This window comes from Ottowia flava (assembly GCF_008017535.1).
GTDB classification, from domain to species: Bacteria; Pseudomonadota; Gammaproteobacteria; order Burkholderiales; family Burkholderiaceae_C; genus Ottowia; species Ottowia flava.
Window position 1 is genome coordinate 311,878 of record NZ_VRUA01000003.1, and the last position, 20,745, is coordinate 332,622.

At 62.9% G+C, this 20,745-nt stretch carries 16 protein-coding genes and 1 pseudogene; 14 read left to right on the forward strand and 3 right to left on the reverse strand.

Annotated elements, in window-relative coordinates; all coding sequences use genetic code 11:
- Positions 1-93: 93 nt before the first annotated feature.
- From FVQ98_RS05680 to FVQ98_RS05690, 3 genes are read left to right on the forward strand one after another with little or no spacing between them, the layout of a single operon-like run.
- Positions 94-1,041, forward strand: a complete 948-nt coding sequence (locus tag FVQ98_RS05680; protein ID WP_222707560.1) for an SDR family NAD(P)-dependent oxidoreductase — start codon at positions 94-96, stop codon at positions 1,039-1,041.
- Between the two features lie 13 nt (positions 1,042-1,054).
- Positions 1,055-1,741, forward strand: coding sequence for a response regulator (locus FVQ98_RS05685; protein ID WP_147912453.1), 687 nt, complete (start codon positions 1,055-1,057; stop codon positions 1,739-1,741).
- The gene (locus FVQ98_RS05690) at positions 1,741-3,066 is read left to right on the forward strand and encodes an ATP-binding protein (RefSeq protein WP_147912454.1); all 1,326 of its coding nucleotides are present in this window, start codon (positions 1,741-1,743) and stop codon (positions 3,064-3,066) included. Before FVQ98_RS05685 ends, FVQ98_RS05690 begins: the two co-directional genes overlap by 1 nt.
- A gap of 15 nt (positions 3,067-3,081) precedes the next feature.
- On the opposite strand, the gene FVQ98_RS05695 is transcribed toward FVQ98_RS05690, so the two are convergent.
- A complete protein-coding gene (locus FVQ98_RS05695; RefSeq protein ID WP_147912455.1) occupies positions 3,082-4,308 on the reverse strand; it encodes a patatin-like phospholipase family protein in 1,227 nt (408 codons plus the stop codon).
- Positions 4,309-4,385: 77 nt separating this feature from the next.
- Here FVQ98_RS05695 and apbC point away from each other — a divergent pair, with 77 nt between their 5' ends.
- The gene (apbC, locus tag FVQ98_RS05700) at positions 4,386-5,477 is read left to right on the forward strand and encodes an iron-sulfur cluster carrier protein ApbC (protein ID WP_147912456.1); all 1,092 of its coding nucleotides are present in this window, start codon (positions 4,386-4,388) and stop codon (positions 5,475-5,477) included.
- Positions 5,478-5,723: 246 nt separating this feature from the next.
- Here apbC and FVQ98_RS05705 read toward each other — a convergent pair.
- Positions 5,724-5,858 (reverse strand): annotated as a pseudogene (locus FVQ98_RS05705) (AMP-binding enzyme); the annotation flags it as partial.
- Between the two features lie 377 nt (positions 5,859-6,235).
- On the opposite strand from FVQ98_RS05705, the gene FVQ98_RS05710 reads away from it, so the two are divergent.
- The 6 genes from FVQ98_RS05710 (at position 6,236) to FVQ98_RS05735 (ending at position 13,075) form a co-directional block, all read left to right on the forward strand.
- The gene (locus tag FVQ98_RS05710) at positions 6,236-7,183 is read left to right on the forward strand and encodes a MurR/RpiR family transcriptional regulator (RefSeq protein ID WP_147912457.1); all 948 of its coding nucleotides are present in this window, start codon (positions 6,236-6,238) and stop codon (positions 7,181-7,183) included.
- A 42-nt stretch (positions 7,184-7,225) separates the two neighbouring features.
- A complete protein-coding gene (locus FVQ98_RS05715) occupies positions 7,226-8,530 on the forward strand; it encodes an aspartate aminotransferase family protein (protein ID WP_147912458.1) in 1,305 nt (434 codons plus the stop codon).
- Positions 8,531-8,594: 64 nt separating this feature from the next.
- Entirely contained in the window at positions 8,595-9,872 is a 1,278-nt protein-coding gene (locus FVQ98_RS05720) for a Zn-dependent hydrolase (protein WP_147912459.1), read from the forward strand.
- A 42-nt stretch (positions 9,873-9,914) separates the two neighbouring features.
- Entirely contained in the window at positions 9,915-10,898 is a 984-nt protein-coding gene (locus FVQ98_RS05725; protein ID WP_147912460.1) for a Bug family tripartite tricarboxylate transporter substrate binding protein, read from the forward strand.
- Positions 10,899-10,999: 101 nt separating this feature from the next.
- Positions 11,000-11,983, forward strand: a complete 984-nt coding sequence (locus FVQ98_RS05730; RefSeq protein ID WP_147912461.1) for a Bug family tripartite tricarboxylate transporter substrate binding protein — start codon at positions 11,000-11,002, stop codon at positions 11,981-11,983.
- Positions 11,984-12,001: 18 nt separating this feature from the next.
- Positions 12,002-13,075, forward strand: coding sequence for a phosphotriesterase family protein (locus FVQ98_RS05735; protein ID WP_255507652.1), 1,074 nt, complete (start codon positions 12,002-12,004; stop codon positions 13,073-13,075).
- Between the two features lie 176 nt (positions 13,076-13,251).
- On the opposite strand, the gene FVQ98_RS05740 is transcribed toward FVQ98_RS05735, so the two are convergent.
- Positions 13,252-14,838: a benzoate-CoA ligase family protein gene (locus FVQ98_RS05740; protein ID WP_147912462.1), complete on the reverse strand. Its 1,587-nt coding sequence runs from the start codon at positions 14,836-14,838 to the stop codon at positions 13,252-13,254.
- Between the two features lie 200 nt (positions 14,839-15,038).
- On the opposite strand from FVQ98_RS05740, the gene FVQ98_RS05745 reads away from it, so the two are divergent.
- From FVQ98_RS05745 to boxA, 4 genes are all read left to right on the forward strand, one after another.
- The gene (locus FVQ98_RS05745) at positions 15,039-15,965 is read left to right on the forward strand and encodes a helix-turn-helix transcriptional regulator (protein ID WP_147912463.1); all 927 of its coding nucleotides are present in this window, start codon (positions 15,039-15,041) and stop codon (positions 15,963-15,965) included.
- A 134-nt stretch (positions 15,966-16,099) separates the two neighbouring features.
- Positions 16,100-17,758, forward strand: coding sequence for a 2,3-epoxybenzoyl-CoA dihydrolase (boxC, locus tag FVQ98_RS05750; RefSeq protein ID WP_147912464.1), 1,659 nt, complete (start codon positions 16,100-16,102; stop codon positions 17,756-17,758).
- 114 nt (positions 17,759-17,872) lie between these two features.
- The gene (gene boxB / locus FVQ98_RS05755; protein WP_147912465.1) at positions 17,873-19,300 is read left to right on the forward strand and encodes a benzoyl-CoA 2,3-epoxidase subunit BoxB; all 1,428 of its coding nucleotides are present in this window, start codon (positions 17,873-17,875) and stop codon (positions 19,298-19,300) included.
- A 125-nt stretch (positions 19,301-19,425) separates the two neighbouring features.
- A complete protein-coding gene (gene boxA, locus FVQ98_RS05760) occupies positions 19,426-20,727 on the forward strand; it encodes a benzoyl-CoA 2,3-epoxidase subunit BoxA (protein ID WP_147912466.1) in 1,302 nt (433 codons plus the stop codon).
- Positions 20,728-20,745 lie beyond the last annotated feature (18 nt).

A 20,745-nucleotide genomic window follows, 5' to 3' on the forward strand; every position in this document is an offset into this window, starting at 1 on the left:
TGCACACCGGGCGACACAAGGGTTGCGCGGCCTCATTTTCCCGTGAGTCTGGCTGCCTAAGCTGGGGCATGGCAACTGAAGAAGGAAACCCCAATGAATATGCACACTGCTTCGACCGATACTGCGCGTGAGCCCACGCCGGGCCGTCGCCACCTGCTGGGCTGGGCACTGGCTGGCGCCGCGGCCGCCGGTGCCGCTGGCTTGGGCACGCCGCAGCCGGTGCAGGCGCAGACCGCGGCCCCGGCGCCCGCGCGGCGGCGCTATGCCGGCCAGGTGGTCATGGTCACCGGCGCCACCTCCGGCATCGGCCGCGCCGCGGCCCTGCAATTTGCCGAAGAGGGCGCCAAAGTGGTGTTCTGCGGTCGCCGCGAAGCGCTGGGCCGGGAGGTGGAGCAACTGATCCGCAGCCGCCAGGGCGAGGCGACCTACGTGCGCGCAGACGTGCGGCAGGAAAAAGACGTCGAAGCCTTCGTGGCCGCGGCCATGCGCCTGTACGGGCGGCTTGATGTAGCCTTCAACAATGCAGGGATCACGGTCGAAAAGCCCTTGCACGAGTACACCAGCGCTGAATGGGACGACGTGCAGCACACCAACGTGCGCGGCGTGTTCCTGGCGATGAAGTACCAACTGCCGCACATGATTCAGGCGAAGAAGGGCAGCATCGTAGTCACCTCGTCCACCGCAGCGCTGTCGTCGGGCGCCAAAAAGTCGGCGTATTCCGCCAGCAAGCGCGCGCTGATCGGCCTGGTCCAGGCGGCTGCCTTTGATTACGCCGACAGCGGCATCCGCGTCAACGCTTTGCTGCCAGGCACGACCAAAACCGATTTCGTACGGCGTCTGGCTGGCATGACCAGCCTGCCGGACAAGGTGTGGGACGTCGCCATCACGCAGTGGGCCAGGGCCAAGTTGCCGGGCGACAAGCGCCTGGCCACGCCAGAGGAAGTCGCGGCCTTCGCGCTGATGCTGGCGTCCAGTGACCACCCGCACCTGACCGGCGGCACCTACGTCATCGACGGCGGCCAGTCGGCGTACAGCGCCTGAGGCCCTTGCGCGCATGAAGATCCTCCTGCTGGAAGACGACGTCATGATCGGCTCGGCCGTGCAGGCGGCGTTGATGCGCGAGGGCTTCGCGGTCGACTGGGCTCAACGCCTGGGCGACGCGCTGGCCATGCCGACCGAGCATGGCTATGTGCTGGCGGTGCTGGACCTTGGCCTGCCGGACGGCGACGGCCTTAGCCTGGTGCGGCGTCTGCGCGCGCGCCAGGACGAGATGCCGCTACTGCTGATGACCGCGCGCGATGCGCTCGCAGACCGCGTGGCCGGCCTAGACCAAGGCGCGGACGACTACCTGATCAAACCCTTCGAGGTGGACGAGCTGCTGGCGCGCGTGCGTGCACTGGTGCGCCGGCGCCAGGGCGGCAGCAAGCAACGCGCAGGCGCGGGCGATGTGCAGCTGGACCTGGCCACGCGCGAACTGCTGCTGCGCGGCGAGCGCGTGGCGCTGACGGCGCGCGAATACGCGTTGCTGCACGCGCTGCTGGACCGCCCGGGCGCCGTGCTGTCGCGCAGCGAGCTGGAAGAGCGCATCTACGCGTGGGGCGAAGAGGTCAGCAGCAACGCCGTAGATACGCTGATCTACACCTTGCGCAAGAAGCTGCCGGACGAGCTGATCTTGAACGTGCGCGGCTTAGGCTGGCGCATTGCGCCCGCCTGGTTGCGGACCGTGGCGGACGCGCGGTGATGCGCCTGAGCTCGCTGCGCGCCCGCCTGCTGGTGCTGCTGACGGCCTTTCACGTCGGCGCAGCCTTGGCGATGGCGGTGCTGACCTACGTCACGGCCGACTACCTGGACAGCACCTTCATGGACGGGCAGATGCGCGCGCTGGCCGATGCCTACCTGCACGTGGACGAGCCGGTGGTGCCCCCCGCGGTGGAGCCCGAGCGCAACGTGCACGACTGGGGCGCGCTGATTGCGCAGATGTGGTCGCCGGAGCGGGTGCTGCAGCAATCGTCTTGGCCCAGCGTGCGCGTGCCGCTGCAACCGACGGATGGTTTTCACGACCTCAGCGTTGAAACGGAAAAATGGCGAGTCCTGACGGCGCACTCGACGGACCGCACCGTGCAGATCGTGCAAAGCGGGCGCTTTCGCGCGGCCGAGCTGCGCAGCCGCGCCTGGACGGCGGCGTTGGCGGTCCTGGCCTTAACGCCGCTGTCGGTCCTGTTGGCCATGCTGGCGGTGCGCTGGGCGCTGCGGCCGATGGAGCGGTTGCGCATGCGCGTACAGGACCAGGACCCTGGTCGCCTCGTCCCGCTGGACGAGCAGGCGGCTCCGGACGAGCTTCGCCCCTTCGTCGGCTCGATCAACGCCTTGCTGACGCGTTTGGCCACCGCTTTTGAACAGCAGCGTCATTTCATTCAGGATGCGGCGCACGAGCTGCGCACGCCCGTCGCGGCGCTGTCGCTGCAAACCCATGAAATGGCCGAAGCGGCGCGTAGCTCGACCCTGCTGCCGGCCGCCCAGACTGTGCACGCGGCCGCCGGGCGGCTGACGCGGCTTGTGGCGCAGCTGCTGGCGCTGGCGCGGCTGGATCGGCCGGTGGAGGTCGTGGAGCACGTATCACTGAGCGCACTCGCTCAGCAGGTGGTCAAGGAGCTGCTGCCGCTGGCCGACGCGCGGCAGATAGACATGGGCGTGGAAGACGACGGGGCGGGGCTGCCCGGCGTCGACTCGGAAGCAACCCACACCTTGCTGGTCAACCTCCTGGACAACGCCTTGCGCCACAGCTCGGCGGGCGGTCGGGTGACGGTGCGGTTGTGCGCGCAACCGACATGCGCCGTGCTGGAAGTCCTCGATGAAGGCCCGGGTATCCCGGATGCGCATCTGGAGCGCGTATTTGATCGCTTCTACCGCGTCCCGGGGCAGCAGGGCGCCGGCAGCGGCTTGGGTCTGGCGATATGTCAGGTGGCAGCTGCGCGCTTGGGTGGCACGTTGACCCTGGCCAACCGGACCGACATGCTCGGCCTGGTGGCGCGCTTTGTTCTCGACATGGTGGAGAGACCGGCTTAAACCAATCGCGCCAGTTCAGGCGGCCTGCGCGCCTTGCCAGCCGAAAAAGCGCTCGGCGTCGTCTCTCTGGCGCAGCGCGTCGCTCCAGCCCAGCTGCATCAGCGCGCGGGTGTAGCCGGGCTCGAACAGCAGGTAGCTGGCCAGCGCCCCGCTGGCGCGGTCTTTCGGCCTGACGCCCAGAATGCCCAGCAGCGTGCGCACCGTGCCGGGCAACTCGCCGACGTGCTGCAGCGCCAGATCGTCGAGGCGCTGGGACGGTGAGATCACCAGCAGATCGATGGACCGCAGCGCGCTGTGCGACCGCGCCTGTGGCGCGATGAGCGAAAGCGTGTGGTTGATGCGCTGCGTGCGCTCGATATCGGCGGCCAGGGTGTCCAGAAAGATGCTGGACAGGGCGTGCCCGGCTACCTGGGCCAGGGTGGGGTACGCGGGCGCTTTGGCCGGCGTGGGCGTGCGCGGTTCGTTGGCGCGACCGGCGCCGATGACCAGTACGCGGTCGGCGCCCAGGTGGATCGCCGGCGACATGGGGGCGACCTGGCGCATGGTGCCGTCGCCGTACCAGCTGTCTTGACCGTCGACCGCCACTTCGCCCGCCGGAAAGATGAACGGGATGGCCGACGAGGCCAGCAGATGCGGCACGCCGATGCGCGCCGACACGGCGTTGCGTTGGGCGCGCGACCACGGGGCAACCGCGTGCGCTGATTCGTAGAAGGTGACGTGCTCGCCGGTGGCATAGCTCGACGCCGCGATCGACAGCGCCTGCAGATGCCCATTGGCGAGCATCAGCGGGATGCGCCCCAGCGGGATCTGTGTGCGCAGCAGCGTGCCCAGCGGCGCGTTGTCGAGCAGCGAGCGCGGGCGCGCGTGCCGCAATTGCGTCAGCGCCCAGCCCAGCGACAGCAGCGACACCCAGCGCGTGCCGGCGCGCAGTGCGTCCCAGGCGTCGGCGCGGTACACGTCCTGGGCGTGGATGTGGGTCCACACGCGCGTCAGGCGGCGCACGGCCGTGTCGAAATGGTCGGCCCCCGCGGCCAGCGCGGCCGCGTTGATCGCGCCGGCCGAGGTGCCGCAGACGATCGGGAACGGGTTGGGCGCCTGCGCCATGCCCGCCTCGCGCCGGATGGCGCGGATCGCGCGCAGCACGCCCACCTGGTAGGCGGCGCGGGCGCCACCGCCGCTCAGCACCAGCCCGGTGTGCGGGCGAGAGGGATCGGCGGGCGGCCGGGCAGATGGCAAGGTCATAACAACCATCTTAAGGAGGTGTTACCAGGGGTTCGATAGACTTGGCGGCTTATTCACGCAGATAAGAAAAGATTCCCATGTCCGTGGACCAAGGCGCGCTGCTGGCGGCGCTGCAAACCGTGACCGACCCGAACACCGGCAAGGATTTCGTGTCGACCAAGCAACTGAAGCACCTGCAGGTGAACGGCGGCGACGTTGCCTTCGACGTCGAGCTGGGCTACCCCGCCAAGAGCCAGGTGCCGGCGCTGCGCCAGGCGCTGGTGGCGGCCGCGCGCGGCGTGCCGGGCGTGACCAACGTGTCGGTCAACGTCACCACGCAGATCGTGGCCCACGCCGTGCAGCGCGGCGTGCAGCTGCTGCCGCAGGTCAAGAACATCGTGGCCGTGGCGTCCGGCAAGGGCGGGGTGGGCAAGAGCACCACCGCCGTCAATCTGGCGCTGGCTCTGGCGGCCGAAGGCGCGCAGGTCGGTATTCTGGACGCCGACATCTACGGCCCCAGCGTGCCGCTGATGATGGGCGTGAACGGCCGCCCCGAAAGCCTGGACGGCCAGAGCATGGAGCCGCTGGAAAACTACGGCGTGCAAATCATGTCGATCGGTTTTCTGGTCGACCCGGACGAAGCCATGATCTGGCGCGGCCCCATGGCCACGCAGGCGCTGGACCAGCTGCTGCGCCAGACCAACTGGAAGGCGCTGGACTACCTGATCGTCGACATGCCGCCCGGCACCGGCGACATCCAGCTCAGCCTGAGCCAACGCGTGCCGATGACCGGCGCCGTCATCGTCACCACGCCGCAGGACATCGCCCTGGCGGACGCGCGCAAGGGCGTGGCCATGTTCGAGAAGGTGGGCGTGCCCATCCTGGGGCTGGTGGAAAACATGGCGGTACACGTGTGCACGAACTGCGGCCATGTCGACCACATCTTCGGCGCCGAGGGCGGCAAGCGCTACGCGGCTGAGAAGGGCATCGACTACCTGGGCGCGCTGCCGCTGTCGCGCAGCATCCGGGAGCAGGCGGACTCCGGCCGCCCGACCGTGATCGCCGATCCGGATGGCGAGGCCGCGGGCATCTACAAATCGGTGGCGCGCCAGGTCGCGATCGAGATCGCGCAGAAGGCCAAGGACTTTTCCAGCAAATTCCCGAGCATCACGATCTCCAAGGACACCTGAGGCCGCGCGGCGTCAACCACCCATCCGCTATCGAATGAGTAGCTGGTCGCGCAGGTGGCTGTAGGGCCAGAGGCCGAAAAGGATTGAAAATGGCAGAAAGCCCGTCACCAGATTGGTGATGGGCTTTTTTACTATGAAATCCGGAGCTGCCTGCGTAGGTGGTTGTAGAGCTGGGGGCCCAAATGGCTTGAAATTTTCCGCTTGTGTGGGCTAGCGCTGGGGGCCCGGCCGCGCGGCCACTGCCGCTCAATCCACCGCTTGCTGGCGCAGCTTGAAGCGCTGGATCTTGCCCGTCGCCGTCTTGGGCAGCTCGTCCACGAACTCGATGCTGCGCGGGTACTTGTAGGGCGCCAGGCGGTCCTTGACGAAGGCTTTCAGCTCGTCTTCGGTTACGCGTCAGCGCTGCAGCGTATCGACCCACTTCCACCTCGTGAGATTACCAGTATCGATTGCAGCCATTGCCGTGCATGGGACGGAGGCCGGATGGCACTCACTTTTGCCTCACATGGTCGGTGTCATATGCCTTAGTCAGCCCTCTCGCCATAGGCCTTGGTTTGCATCGGGCGCCTCGGGTGGAAGGCAGCAGCCAGCGCGAAACGGCCCGAAGCCTATGCCGAACGCACATGGTCGCTCAAGCGTTTGACTCACACGATCGCTCGGACAGCTTGGATTGGGAATGAACCGCAAGGGGATCAAACGTCATGCGAGCAAATTTCTAATGCATTTTTCGGCGAAATCATAAAAAATGCTAGGAAAATTTGCAAATCCATGTCCAATGCCATGGAAATTTGCGAGATAACGGATTTTTTTCACCGATGTCGATATCAAGCGTTGAAGATTTGCGCTCAATTTTGAGTGTCGAGCGAGCTCAGGGTGACCGTGGGCAGTTGGGTGGAAAGGCGCGGGCTGTGCTGACTGATATGTTGAACCGTCCGGGGCCTGCTGCCGTAGACAGCATTTCGGAGCTGGCTGCCAAAAACGGCGTTGATCCTTCAACCCTGACTCGGTTGGGGAAGAAGCTCGGGTTCGCTGGTTTTGCAGAGTTGCAGGACATCTTCCGTCGCCATGTGGCGCAGACACAGGCTTTCTACAGCACTCGCGTTCAGGAGCGAGTAGCTGAACCGCTGGTCATTGATGACCCACGGGATCTGATACGCGTCCATGCACAGTCGGAGTGCCAACGCGTACTTGATATCGCGGACGCCCTTGATGTGCACGCTATCACTCACGCTGTCGATGCCGTCGTCGCGGCCAAACGTGTGTGTGTGCTGGCCATGCGCGCCACCTACGCCCTAAGTTATTTTCTCGGCACCTACTTGGGAACGCTTCGCGAGAACGTGATCATTTTGGGCGGTCCTGGACAGGCGCTCACCTCGGACCTCGCAAGCCTCACTCCAGACGATCTTTTGGTGGCGGTGACATTTCGGCCCTATACCCGTGCCGTCATTACTGCCGTGGAGGTCATGAAGGAAAACAGCGTTCCGATTCTCGCGATTACAGACGCGAACTCAGCACTTTCAGTGGGGCGTGAGCACGGTACCACCGTGGTCATTGACGAGCCCTTCTACTTCGATTCAGCGACGTCTCAGTTCTTTGTCATACAGACGATCTTGCTGGCAGCCGCCCGGCGCATCGGACCTGCTGCTGTGGACATGACCAAGCGGCGAGAGCGCCTAGACAAAGCGCTGAACGTGGAGATTTCTTGAATCCGTTTACAGGCGCCGTCGGCGCACTTTGACCTTTTGCAGATGACACGTCAATTCCCGAACACCGCTGTGCTGGAGCACCTACTTGGCGAAGCCAGGGCTTCTTATCGTGCAAACAATCCAAAGAGTTTGGAACAACACCAGAAGGCAGCTCGTGTGCTGCCTGGAGGCAATACGCGCACAGTTTTGTTCTCGGATCCTTTCCCCATCACGCTGTCCTCCGCTGAAGGTTGCCGTGTGACTTCGCTCGACGGGCGAACTTACGTCGATTTTCTGGGTGAATTCACAGCCGGTCTGTACGGCCATTCCGACCCTGTTCTCAGGCAAGCGGTGCTCGAGGCGTTGAACAGTGGCTGGGTGCGCGGCGGCCATATTCAGCAAGAAGAAGCGCTTGCGAACCTGATCTGCGAGCGTTTTCCCTCCATAGCGCAGGTGCGCTTCGCCAACTCTGGCACTGAAGCCAATCTTTACGCGATATCCGTCGCGCGGGCTGTGAGCAAAAAGTCCAAGGTGATGGTGTTCGAAGGTGCCTATCACGGCGGTGTTTTTGTGTTTGGCGCGGCTCGCAGCCCGTTGACCGCGCCTTTTGACTTTGTGCGAGCGCCCTACAACGATTGGGAGGCCGTTCACGCGCTGCTGGAGGCCAATCAAAAAGATCTCGCTTGCGTGATCATTGAGCCGATGCAGGGTTCAGGTGGTTGTATTCCGGCGGAGCCAGCCTTCCTGCGCGCCCTGCGCGCATGGACGCAGGAAAACGGTGTCATTCTGATCTTCGACGAAGTGATGACATCCCGTTTGAATGGCGGTGGCCTCCAGGGTGTGCTTGATATCGCGCCCGACATGACCACGTTGGGCAAATATATTGGGGCTGGTTTCAGCTTCGGCGCGTTCGGCGGCCGTGCGGACATCATGGCGCGATTTAACCCACTGCTGCCCGGCTATATCGCGCACGCGGGTACGTTCAATAACAACGTGTTCACTATGTCCGCGGGGGCAGTGGGTTTGGCCCAAATTTTTACGCCGCAAACGGCCGTAGCTCTGACTCAACGTGGTGACAGACTTCGATCTGAGCTGAACGAGATCGCCAATACCGCAGTCTTCCCGATGCAATTCACCGGCATCGGATCGATGATGAACGTGCATATGTGCGAGGGGCCGGTGCGCAGTATCCGAGATCTGGTGCGGAGCTGTCAGATGCTGCGTGACCTGTTCTATTTCGACATGCTCGATCAAGGCATTTGGGCCGCGCGACGCGGCATGTTCAATCTTTCACTGCCCATGGGAGAGGTTGAAACACAACAGCTTATCGACGCCGTTTCCCATTTTGTGCGGCGACTGAGGGTGTGAAGTGGTCGGCATGCGCCACAACACGCGCACTGTCCACACACAAAACGACTAACGAAGGATAAATATGTTGACTCAATTTGACGCAGAAATTGATGAGCTTGATAATTTAGCGGAGGAGTTATTCGCCAGGATCGCCGATAAATCGCGTGATGGGGAGGGCATTACGCGACCAGCCTACTGCGACCAAGAGACGGCAGCGGGCAGCGTCTTGTGTGAATTTTTCGAAGCCGAAGGGCTACATTGCGGTCAGGATGCTGTCGGCAACTTTGAGTATGAACTTGAGGGAATGGATAACGAGAAAGTTGTCCTGATGGGATCTCATCTCGATTCGGTTCCCATGGGTGGCAACTATGATGGTCTCGCCGGCGTGGTCGCGGGCGTTCTTCTCCAGGTTGCATGCAAACGTCGTGGCATTGTGCCCAAGTACAAGCTAAAAACAATAGGGTTCAGAGGGGAGGAGAGTCCATGGTTTGGTACCGCGTACATAGGAAGCCGACTGCTTCTCGGTGAATTCAATGGAGACCAACTGACCTCGCTTAAGCATCGGATTACTGGTAAGACGTTGGCCCAACACCTTATTGACTTGGGGGTGGATATCGATATCCAAGCACTGGGGAAGGGTCAGATTGATGTGCAACAGGTCAAAGCCTATTTGGAGCTCCATATCGAGCAAGGCCCACTACTCGAGGCTGAAGGCATTCCCATCGGGGCCGCGACAGCGATTCGTGGAAACATCCGTCATCCCTTCGCATCCTGTCGTGGCGAATACGCACACTCCGCTGGGGTGCCGCGTCACTTGCGCAAGGACGCAGTAACTGCAACAGCGCATCTGGTGGCCGCCGCAGACCGATTCTGGCAAGAGCTTCTTAGTGCGGGAGGCAACGATGATCTGGTGCTCAATATCGGCATTTTTTCGACCAACCCTACCGAACATGCACTGACCAAAGTGCCGGGTGAAGTCACCTTTAGCCTCAATGTTGGAGGCACCAATAATGCCGTTCGAGATCAGTTGTACGAGAACATCCTTACCGAAGCCGCACGGATCGAGAACGAGTTCGGAGTGTCATTCGATCTCGGAACTCGAGTAGGCACTGATGCAGTTCAACTTGATGACGATTTGATGTCTAAGATCGAAAAAACGGCTTGCGAGCTCGGTTTCGGTGTGCGCCGCATACCCACAGTCGGTCACGACGCTGCGCTATTTGCTCGAGCTGGGGTGCCTTCTGGGATGGTCATCGTGCGAAACCAGAACGGAAGTCACAATATACATGAAGCCATGAAAACTAAGGATTTTCTCAGTGGAATCAAAGTCTTGGCTCGGTGTGCGTTAGAGCCAAATTAATTCGATTCAATAGCTCGTTCGTCAACACTTCATCGATCCATCATGAACACATCATTACTCTTCCCGACGACTAAGCGATTGATTTCGAGTTTCATAGTTGCTACAGCATGCGCCATACCTGCTTTTGCTGCCTATCCAGATCGTCCAGTCCGTGTGGTCGTCGGGTTCTCTCCGGGGGGCACGACGGACATTGCAGCACGGATCGTAGCCGCTGAGATCAGCAAAACGTTGGGTCAGTCGTTCGTCGTGGAAAATAAAGCAGGGGCTAGCAGTAACCTCGCGACCGCTTTTGTCAACGCGGCTGCACCTGATGGTTACACATTGCTGGTTTTTGCTGTAACCTCAGCAATTAATCAGACCTTATTCAAGAATCTCAAATTCGATATCGCAAAAGATTTTGAGCATGTGGGCGGCTTTGTGTCTTCTCCCAACCTGTTGGTCGTTAATCCCTCTTTGCCAATCCATAGTGTGAAAGAGCTGGTCGATTACGCGAAGAAAAATCCGGGCAAGCTTGCATTCGCATCCGCTGGGACCGGTGGGTCAACCCATATGGCCGGTGAACTCTTCAATATTCAAGCGGGCATCGATATGCTCCATGTGCCATACAAGGGAAGCGCCCCCGCCATGCAGGATCTGATCGCTGGCCAAGTGCAACTTAGTTTTGACAATATGCCTTCCGCGTTGCCGTTTGCTCGCTCGGGCAAGCTGAGAGCGTTGGCGGTCACAAGCAAGGAGCGGTCGCCGAGTGCGCCAGACATTCCTACTGTTGCGGAATCGGGCTACCCGGACTATGCCGTCTCAGCATGGTTCGGAATGGCCGCACCAAAGGGTACGCCTGCTGACATAGTTACGAAGCTGAATGCCGCGATCAACAAGGCGCTAGAGGAGCCGGCGGTCCGAGAGAAATTCAAGCAGTTGGGCGCTGTTCCCTCACCCATGTCGCCAGCTGAGTTTGGCCGCTTCGTCAAGAGCGAGACAGAGATGTGGGGTAGGGCCGTTCGGGCTTCCGGTGCGACGCCCGAGTAGTTTTGGACATGCCTGACAGAAGGGCTGCGGGGCAATTCTTCCCTCGGCCTGAGCATCCAGTCATCTTGTTTGCGGTATTTGCATGAACGGAGACTACAGAGATGAATGAACATCGCACTTCCTGGAGGAGCCTGGGCCGTGTGGCCGTCGGCTTGGTATTGACCTGCGCCGGCGCCGCATTTGCCCAAGCAAACTATCCGGCCCGACCGATCCGCGTGGTAGTGCCCTATTCGGCGGGCGGCAATACCGACATCGTTGCACGCGATGTCATGAAAGAGGTGTCGGCCCAGATGGGGCAGCCGATAGTGATTGACAACAAACCGGGAGCCAACAGTATTCTTGGCACCGACATTGTCGCCAAGGCTTCCCCCGATGGCTATACCCTGGGTTTGGTCATTGGCGCCTACGCCAACAACGCTACGCTCTACCGCAAACTGCCGTATGGTCCAGATGATCTCACGCCTGTTTCCCAGTTGACCAAGACTTTGCTGTTGCTGGTGACTGCGCGCCCAGATGCGACGTCCTATTCACATCTAGTAAAGACGGCCAATAGTGCCTCCACCCCCTTGACCTACGCGACAAGCGGTGTCGGCTCGCAAGTCCACTTGTTCAGCGAGCGCATGGCGCACGTGACAGGCATGAAGCATATTCTGCACGTCCCTTACAAGGGAACGGCTGACACGATGGCCGACGTGGTGAGTGGCAGGGTTGGTTTCATGATTGATTCTCTGTCCACTCTGGGCCCACACATTCAGACCGGTAAAGTTCGAGCGCTTGTCGTGACAGGTCAGGAGCGTTCGCCATTGTTGCCGGAAGTTCCGACGCTGAAGGAGCTAGGCTACCCTGAACTTGTGAACTACTCGTGGAATGGCGTTGTCGCGCCAGCAGGTACTCCGGTTGCCATTGTCGAGAGATTGTCGCGAGAGATTGCCATCGCACTGAAAAAGCCTGCTCTGCGTTCGAAGCTCGCCGCGGTGGGCGCTGAAGCAGTGGGCAATACGCCGACGGAGTTTGGCAGCTTCATTGCCCAGGAGCGCAAGGTAAATGGCAATCTGATTCGGCAGCTTGGCCTGACTTTGGAATAAGAACGTTTTTTGGAAATCATGATGACTCAAGCTTTATCGAAGGACACGAAAGCCGTGTCGAGAAATCAGCTTCGAGGAAAAGTCCAAACCGTGTGTGGTCTGATCGAGCCTGATGCGCTCGGCAAGACGTTAATGCACGAGCATTTGCTGTGGGACATACGTACGGCGGAAATGAAGGCCGCTGTTGATCAGGGCCCTGAAATCTCGCTGTGCAACTGCTTTAGGATCAACTACGATCGCGTGAAATATCCTCGAAACCGGATTTTTCGGAACTGGGAAACCGCCACCAGTGAGGTCAAGATGATGCTGGAGGTTGGTGGCCAGTCCATCGTCGAACTCAGCAGCGGCGGCTTGGCGCCGGATCCGTTCGGCCTCCGCACCATCTCGGAAAATACTGGCGCCCATGTGGTGATGGGTTGCGGGCATTACGTTGACTCCTATCAGGACCAAAGCAACCACGAACGCTCCGTCGATAGTTTCGCCAAGGAAGTCATTGCGCAAGTCTTGGAAGGCGCTTGGGGTACCGACGTGCGCGCCGGCATCATCGGAGAAATCGGATGCCAGTCACCCTGGACCGACTTGGAGAAGCGGGTGATGCGCGGAGCGCTGATCGCGCAAGCCGAAACCGGCGCCGCGCTGAATGTACATCCGGGACGCCATCCCGACCAACCGCAAGAAGTGGTGGACTTCGTGGCCAAGCATGGCTACCCGCTGGAGAGGGTCATCATCAGCCACATCGACCGCACCATCTTCGATCACGAGCGTCTCCTTCGTCTCGCTGACACGGGATGCGTCCTAGAGTTCGATCTGTTCGGACAGGAGTATGCGTACTATTCCCTAGGGGACATCGACGGGCTCAACGATGCCCAACGCCTGAAGTACATCCGCATGCTCATCAAGCATGGGCATCTTTCGCAGATTTTGATCAGCCACGACATCTGTCACCAAACGCGCCTAGTTAACTATGGTGGTCATGGTTACGGGCACATCTATGAGAACGTGATCCCAATCATGCGGCGCCATGGATTCACCGAGCAAGAGATTTCGACCATACTTGTCGAAAATCCGAAGCGCCTGCTAACATTTTTGTAGTCAGCGAATTCCGAACTCGGCACCAGAGCCAATCAACGAGCTCTGAGAGTGTGGATACGCCTCGTTTATGTGAATTCGTCGCTTCGCCGCGAAGCTTCCCTGTGGCGCGTCGTGGGCATCGGGCGTTTATTCTACGGCTCATGTTCCGCCTTAGCTGAGCCTGCGGCGCGCGCAATTTACCCCCCAACCTGCTGGCGCAGCTTGAAGCGCTGGATCTTGCCCGTGGCCGTCTTGGGCAGTTCGTCCACGAACTCGATGCTGCGCGGGTACTTGTAGGGCGCCAGGCGGTCCTTGACGAAGGCTTTCAGCTCGTCTTCCCCCACGCTGGCGCCGGGCTTGCAGACCACGTAGGCGCAGGTCTTGGTCAGGCCGTTGGCGTCTTCCTTGCCGACCACGGCGGCTTCCAGCACGGCGGGGTGCTGCACCAGTGTGGCTTCCACCTCAAACGGGCTGACGTAGATGCCGCTGACCTTCAGCATGTCGTCGCTGCGGCCGCTGTAGGTGTAGCTGCCGTCGGCGTTGCGCACGTACTTGTCGCCGCTCTTGGTCCAGCCGCCCTGGAAGGTGTCGCGCGTCTTGGTGCGGTTGCCCCAGTACATCATGGCGGCGCTGGGGCCGGCGATGTACAAGTCGCCCGGCTCGCCGTCGGGCACGGGGCCGCCGTCGTCGCCGCGCAGTTCGATCTCGTAGCCTGGCACGGGCCATCCGGTGCTGCCGTAGCGCACGCGCTCGGGCCGGTTGGAGATGAAGATGTGCAGCATCTCGGTCGAGCCGATGCCGTCCACGATGTCCACGCCAAAGTGCGCCTTGAAGCGCTCGCCCAACTCGGCCGGCAGCGCTTCACCGGCGGACGACACCAGGCGCATGGCCACGTCTTCGCGTTTCGGCAGGGCGGGGTGGGCCAGCATGCCGGCAAAGCCGGTGGGCGCGCCAAAGAACACGGTCGGCTTGCGGCCATTCAGGCCGGGCGACGTTCCCGTCCAGCGGGCGAAGGTGGCGTCGGGCGTGGGGCGCTCGCCCATCAGCACCGTGGTGGCGCCCACGCTCATCGGGAACGTCAGGCCATTGCCCAGGCCGTAGGCGAAGAACAGCTTGGCGGCGGAAAAGCAGATGTCGTCGGGCGTCAGCCGCAGCACCGCCTTGGCGTACAGCTCGCAAGTCCAGTACGGGTTGCCGTGCGAATGCACGGTGCCCTTGGGCCGACCGGTGGAGCCGCTGGAATACAGCCAGAACGCGGGGTCGTCCGGGCTGGTCGGCGCGGGCTTGTCCAGCGGCGACTGCGCGGCCAGGAAGGCGCTGAATTCGACCTCGCCGGGCTCCAGCGGCGCCTGCGGACGCGACACGATGACCTTCTGCACCTCGTGGTCGCTGCGGGTCATGGCGCTTTTCAGCACCGGCAGCAGTGCGCCCGACACGAACACCGCCTGCGCACGCGAGTGTTCGAGCATGTAGGCGTAGTCGTCGGCCGTCAGCAGCGTGTTCACCGCGACGGGCACCATGCCGCCGTACAGGCTGCCCAGGAACGCGACCGGCCAGTCGATCGAATCCTGCATCAGCACCAGCACCCGCTCCTCGCGCCGCAGGTACAGCGCCTTCAACCCGGCCGCCAGGCGCTGCACGCGTTCGGCCAACTGGCCGTAGGTGATCTGGCCGGTGTCGTCGATGAAGGCGGGCTTGTCGGCGCGCTGCGTGTTGGCGCCGAGCAGGTGGTCGGCGATGTTGAACCGCTCGGGTGGCGGGGTCACGGGCGTGGGCGTCGTCATGGTGTTGTCTCCGGAAGAACGCGGTCGATGGCCATGTGTTTCACCCCAGAAGCAGCGTCCCTCCGAGGACGCGTGGCATTTGCGTCCGAGCGGCGTGCGTGGTGAAATGCACTATTGTGCGTACGATGGTACATGCATTAAAGTGCATGTCAAGAGGTGGGTTCTCCGGACGGCCCGCTGCGCACTGGAGCACCCAACCCATGAACGCGACGATCGAAGAACTGGCCCGAACCCCGTCCCCTCCCGCCGCTGAAGGGGTGCGGCACCCTTTTCTGATGGCGCTGGGTGAGCGTGTACGCACTTTGCGTTCGCGCCGCGGGCTGACGCGCAAGGCGGTGGCGCAGGCGGCCGAGGTGTCCGAGCGGCACCTGGCCAATCTGGAATACGGCACCGGCAATGCGTCCATCCTCGTGCTGCTGCAGGTGGCGCAGGCGCTGCATTGCGACCTGAGCGAGTTGCTGGGCGACGTGACGACCTCGTCGCCCGAATGGCTGATGATCCGCGAACTGCTCGAGCACCGCAACGAAGCCGATCTGCGCCGCGCGCGCCAGTCGCTGTCGGAACTGTTCCACGCGCCGGGCGATGCCGACCGCATCCGCACCACGCGCATCGCGCTGATTGGCCTGCGCGGCGCCGGCAAGTCCACGCTGGGCCAGCGTCTGGCGGACGAGTTGGGCTACGCCTTCATCGAACTGAGCCGCGAGATCGAGCAGTTCGCCGGCTGCAGCATCAACGAGATCCACAACCTGTACGGCACCAACGCCTACCGCCGCTACGAGCGCCGGGCGCTCGAAGAGGCCATCCAGATCTACCCCGAAGTGGTGATCGCCACCCCGGGCGGTCTGGTGTCCGACGCGGCCAACTTCAACCTGCTGTTGCAGCACTGTTACACGATCTGGCTGCAGGCCGACCCGGCCGACCACATGGGCCGCGTGGCGGCGCAGGGCGACATGCGGCCCATGGCGGCCAGCGCCGAGGCGATGGAAGACCTCAAGCGCATCCTGGTCGGGCGGGCGCCGTTCTACGCCAAGGCCGACCTGCGCATCGACACCAGCGCGGGCGACGAAGAAACCACCTACGGCGAACTGCGCAAGCAGGTGAAGAAGGTGGTCGCGCACGGTGGTTGAATCAAAAGATGCATTAAAATGCATTGACGGGTGCGGAAACTTGCACTATTATTCATCTCATGCCGGTTGAAGAAGTCGGCAAAGACGAGCACCCCACCCCATCCGCCCCCTTTCAGACCCGCAGGAGACAACACATGAGCGCACAGCCCCAAGTCGACTACCGCACCGACCCGAGCCAGTACCGCCACCTCCAACTCAGCTTCGACGGCCCGGTCGCCAAACTGGCCATCGACATCGATGAAGACGCGGGCATCCGCCCGGGCTACAAGCTCAAGCTCAACAGCTACGACCTGGGCGTCGACATCGAATTGCACGATGCGCTGCAGCGCATCCGCTTCGAGCATCCCGAAGTGCGCACCGTGGTCGTGACCAGCGGCAAGGACCGCGTGTTCTGCTCCGGCGCCAACATCTTCATGCTGGGCCTGTCGAGCCACGCCTGGAAGGTGAACTTCTGCAAGTTCACCAACGAAACCCGCAACGGCATTGAGGATTCCTCCCAGCACAGCGGCCTGAAGTTCCTGGCCGCGCTGAACGGCGCCTGCGCCGGCGGTGGCTACGAATTGGCCCTGGCCTGCGACGACATCGTGCTGGTCGACGACCGCTCGTCCTCCGTCAGCCTGCCCGAAGTGCCGCTGCTGGGCGTGCTACCCGGCACCGGCGGCCTGACCCGCGTGACCGACAAGCGCCACGTGCGCCACGACCGCGCCGACATCTTCTGCACGACCAGCGAAGGCGTGCGCGGCCAGAAGGCCGTGGAATGGCGCCTGGTCGACGCGGTGGTCAAGCCCGCACAGTTCGACGCCTTCGTCGCCGAGCGCGCCGGCCAACTGGCCGCTGGCAGCGACCGGCCGGCCGCTGGCAAGGGCGTGGCGCTGCCGAAAGTGGAGCGCACCGAGTCCGAAGCCGGTGTGGTGTACACCTACGTCAAGGTCGACATCGACCGTGCCAAGCGCGTGGCCACCTTTACCGTGAAGGCGCCCAACGGCGCGCAGCCGACCGACATCGCCGGCATCGAAGCCGCCGGCGCCGCCTGGTACCCGCTGCAGATGGCGCGCGAGCTGGACGACGCCATCCTGTGCATGCGCACCAACGAGCTGGACATCGGCGCCTGGGTGCTGAAGACCGAAGGCGACGCCGCCGCCGTGCTGACCAACGATGCGCTGATGCTGGCCCACAAGGACCACTGGTTCGTGCGCGAAACCCTGGGCATGCTGCGCCGCACGCTGGCGCGCCTGGATGTGTCCTCGCGCAGCCTGTTCGCTTTGATCGAATCCGGCAGCTGCTTTGCCGGCACGCTGGCCGAGCTGGCCTTCTGCGCCGACCGCGCCTACATGCTGATCCTGCCCGACGAGCCGGCCAAGGCCCCGACGCTGGAATTGAACGAACTCAACTTCGGCACCTACCCCATGGTCAACGGCCAGTCGCGCCTGGCGCGCCGCTTCTACGAAGAAGACGCACCGCTGTCTGCCGCCAAGGCCGCGATCGGCCAGAAGCTGGACGGCGAAGCGGCCGAAAAACTGGGCCTGATCACCGCCGCGCTGGACGACATCGACTGGAACGACGAGATCCGCATCGCCCTGGAAGAGCGCGCCGCCATGAGCCCCGACGCGCTCACGGGCCTGGAAGCCAACCTGCGCTTTGCCCAGCAAGAGAACATGTTCACCCGCATCTTCGGGCGCCTCTCGGCCTGGCAGAACTGGATCTTCCAGCGCCCCAACGCTGTGGGCGAGAAGGGCGCGCTGAAGGTTTACGGCAAGGGCGACAAGGCCCAGTTCGACATGAACCGCGTGTGATGGCGCTGCGCCGCTATTGGTAAGGAAATCGGCTGCCAGCGCTACAACCACCTACGCAGACAGCTACTGAATTCATAGTATTCGTTCATCGCTTCCATCCTTCAGGAGACTCCCATGAGCAGCATCGATTACAGCCAGAAGATCCCCAACAACGTCAACCTGTCGGACGACCGCACGCTGCAGCGCGCGCTGGAAAGCTGGCAGCCGAACTTCATCAACTGGTGGGACGACGTGGGCCCCGAAGGCTCGACCAACTTCGATGTCTACCTGCGCACCGCCGTCAGCGTGGACCCGAACGGCTGGGCGCAGTTTGGCCACGTCAAGATGCGCGACTACCGCTGGGGCATCTTCCTGAACCCGGGCGACGCCGAACGCAAGATCCACTTCGGTGACCACCTGGGCGAAAAGGCCTGGCAGGACGTGCCGGGCGAGCACCGCGCCAACCTGCGCCGCATCATCGTGACGCAGGGCGACACCGAGCCGGCGTCGGTCGAGCAGCAGCGCCACCTCGGCCTGACCTGCCCGAGCCAGTACGACCTGCGCAACCTGTTCCAGGTCAACGTCGAAGAAGGCCGCCACCTGTGGGCCATGGTCTACCTGCTGCACAAGCACTTCGGCCGCGACGGCCGTGAAGAAGCCGAAGCCCTGCTGCAGCGCCAGTCGGGTGACCAGGACAACCCCCGCATCCTGGGCGCTTTCAACGAGAAGACGCCGGACTGGCTGGCCTTCTTCATGTTCACCTACTTCACCGACCGCGACGGCAAGTTCCAGCTGTCGGCCTTGGCTGAAAGTGCCTTCGACCCGCTGGCGCGCACCACCAAGTTCATGCTGACCGAAGAGGCGCACCACATGTTTGTCGGCGAATCCGGCGTGTCGCGCGTGATCCAGCGCACCGCGCAGCTGATGAACGAGCTGAAGACCGACGACCCGCAGAAGATCCGTGCCGCCGGCGCGATCGACCTGGGTACCATCCAGCGCTACCTGAACTTCCACTACTCGGTGACGATCGACCTGTTCGGCGCGGACCAGTCCAGCAACGCCGCCATCTTCTACAGCTCGGGCCTGAAGGGCCGCTACGAAGAAGGCAAGCGCGACGACGACCACCTGCTCAAGGGCCAGACCTACAAGGTGCTGGAAGTGCAGAACGGCCAGCTGGTCGAGAAGGAAGTGCCGATGCTCAACGCGCTGAATGAAGTGCTGCGCGACGACTTCATCAAGGACTCCGTCGCCGGCGTCGGCCGCTGGAACAAGGTGCTGGAAAAAGCCGGCATCCCCACCCGCCTCACCGTGCCGCACAAGGCGTTCAACCGCCAGATCGGCGCGCTGGCCGGCATCCGCATGTCGCCCGAAGGCCGCATCGTGAACGACGCCGAATGGGCCGCCAAGAAGGACGAGTGGCTGCCCAGCCCGGAAGACTTCGCCTTCGTCGCCAGCCTGATGGGCCGCGTGGTTGAGCCCGGCCAGTTCGCCAACTGGATCGCACCGCCGGTCATGGGCATCAACCGCCAGCCGGTGGACTACGAGTACGTGCGCTTCAACTGATCGCACGGCGCAGCCGCCGCCCCGGCGGCGGCCCAGCAGCCTGGCAAGGCCACGCGCGGCGCCCCGTCGCCGTGGCCTTGTTGCATACTGACCTTGTCAATTCTCAGATTCCCGCGGAGACCACGATGAGCGACACCGCCACAGCCGACACCGCCATCCTCAAGCAGCACCTGATCGACCCCGAGATCTGCATCCGCTGCAACACCTGCGAATCCGTCTGCCCACAACTGGCGGTCACGCACGACAGCAACAACTACGTGGTCGACGCCAGCAAGTGCAACTTCTGCATGGCCTGCATCTCGCCATGCCCCACCGGCAGCATCGACAACTGGCGCCTGGTGCCCAAGGCCCAGCCCTACACGCTGGAAGAACAGTTCAGCTGGGAAGAGCTGCCGCCGGAGAAAACCCCGGAAGAGCTGGCCGCGCTCGGCGTGGCCGATGGCGCGTCCGACGCCGCGGCCGACCTGCAGCCGCAAGCGCAGGCTGCACCGGCCGCCGACCCGACGGGCGAAGCGCCCTTCAACTCGGCCGCCTACGGCGCCACCATCCCGCCCTGGTCGGCCGCCGCCGCCTTCGCCAACCTGTACGGCCCCAAGGCGGCCGAAAAATTCGTCACCGCCACCGTGGTGGGCACGGTGCGTGTGACCGAAGTCGGCACCCAGTACGACACCCACCACATCATGCTGGACTTCGGCAGCATGCCGTTTCCGGTGCTGGAAGGGCAGTCCATCGGCATCATCCCGCCCGGCGTGGACGAGCGCGGCAAGCCGCACCACCCGCGCCAGTACAGCATCGCCAGCCCGCGCAACGGCGAACGGCCCGGCTACAACAACATCAGCCTGACCATCAAGCGCGTGCTGGAAGACTACGACGGCAAGCCCGTGCGCGGCGTCGCCAGCAACTACATGTGCGATCTGAAGGTGGGCGACAAAGTGCAGGTCACCGGCCCGTTCGGTACCAGCTTCCTGATGCCCAACCACCCGCGCAGCCACATCGTCATGATCTGCACCGGCACCGGCTCGGCGCCCATGCGCGCCATGACCGAGTGGCGCCGGCGTCTGCGCAAGTCGGGCAAGTTCGAGGGCGGCAAGCTGATGCTGTTCTTCGGCGCCCGCACCAAGGAAGAGCTGCCGTACTTCGGCCCGCTGCTCGGCCTGCCCAAGGACTTCATCGACATCAACTTCGCCTTCAGCCGTACGCAGGGCGCGCCCAAGAAGTACGTGCAGGACCTTATGCGCGAACGCGCCGCCGATCTGGCTGGCCTGCTGCAGGACGCCAACAGCCACTTCTACGTCTGCGGCCTCAAAAGCATGGAAGAGGGCGTCGTGCTGGCCCTGCGCGACGTGGCGCAGGGCGCAGGCCTGAACTGGGACGACATCGGCCCGCGCCTGAAGAAGGAAGGGCGGCTGCACCTGGAGACTTACTGAAGCGCTGGTCCGCGCAGG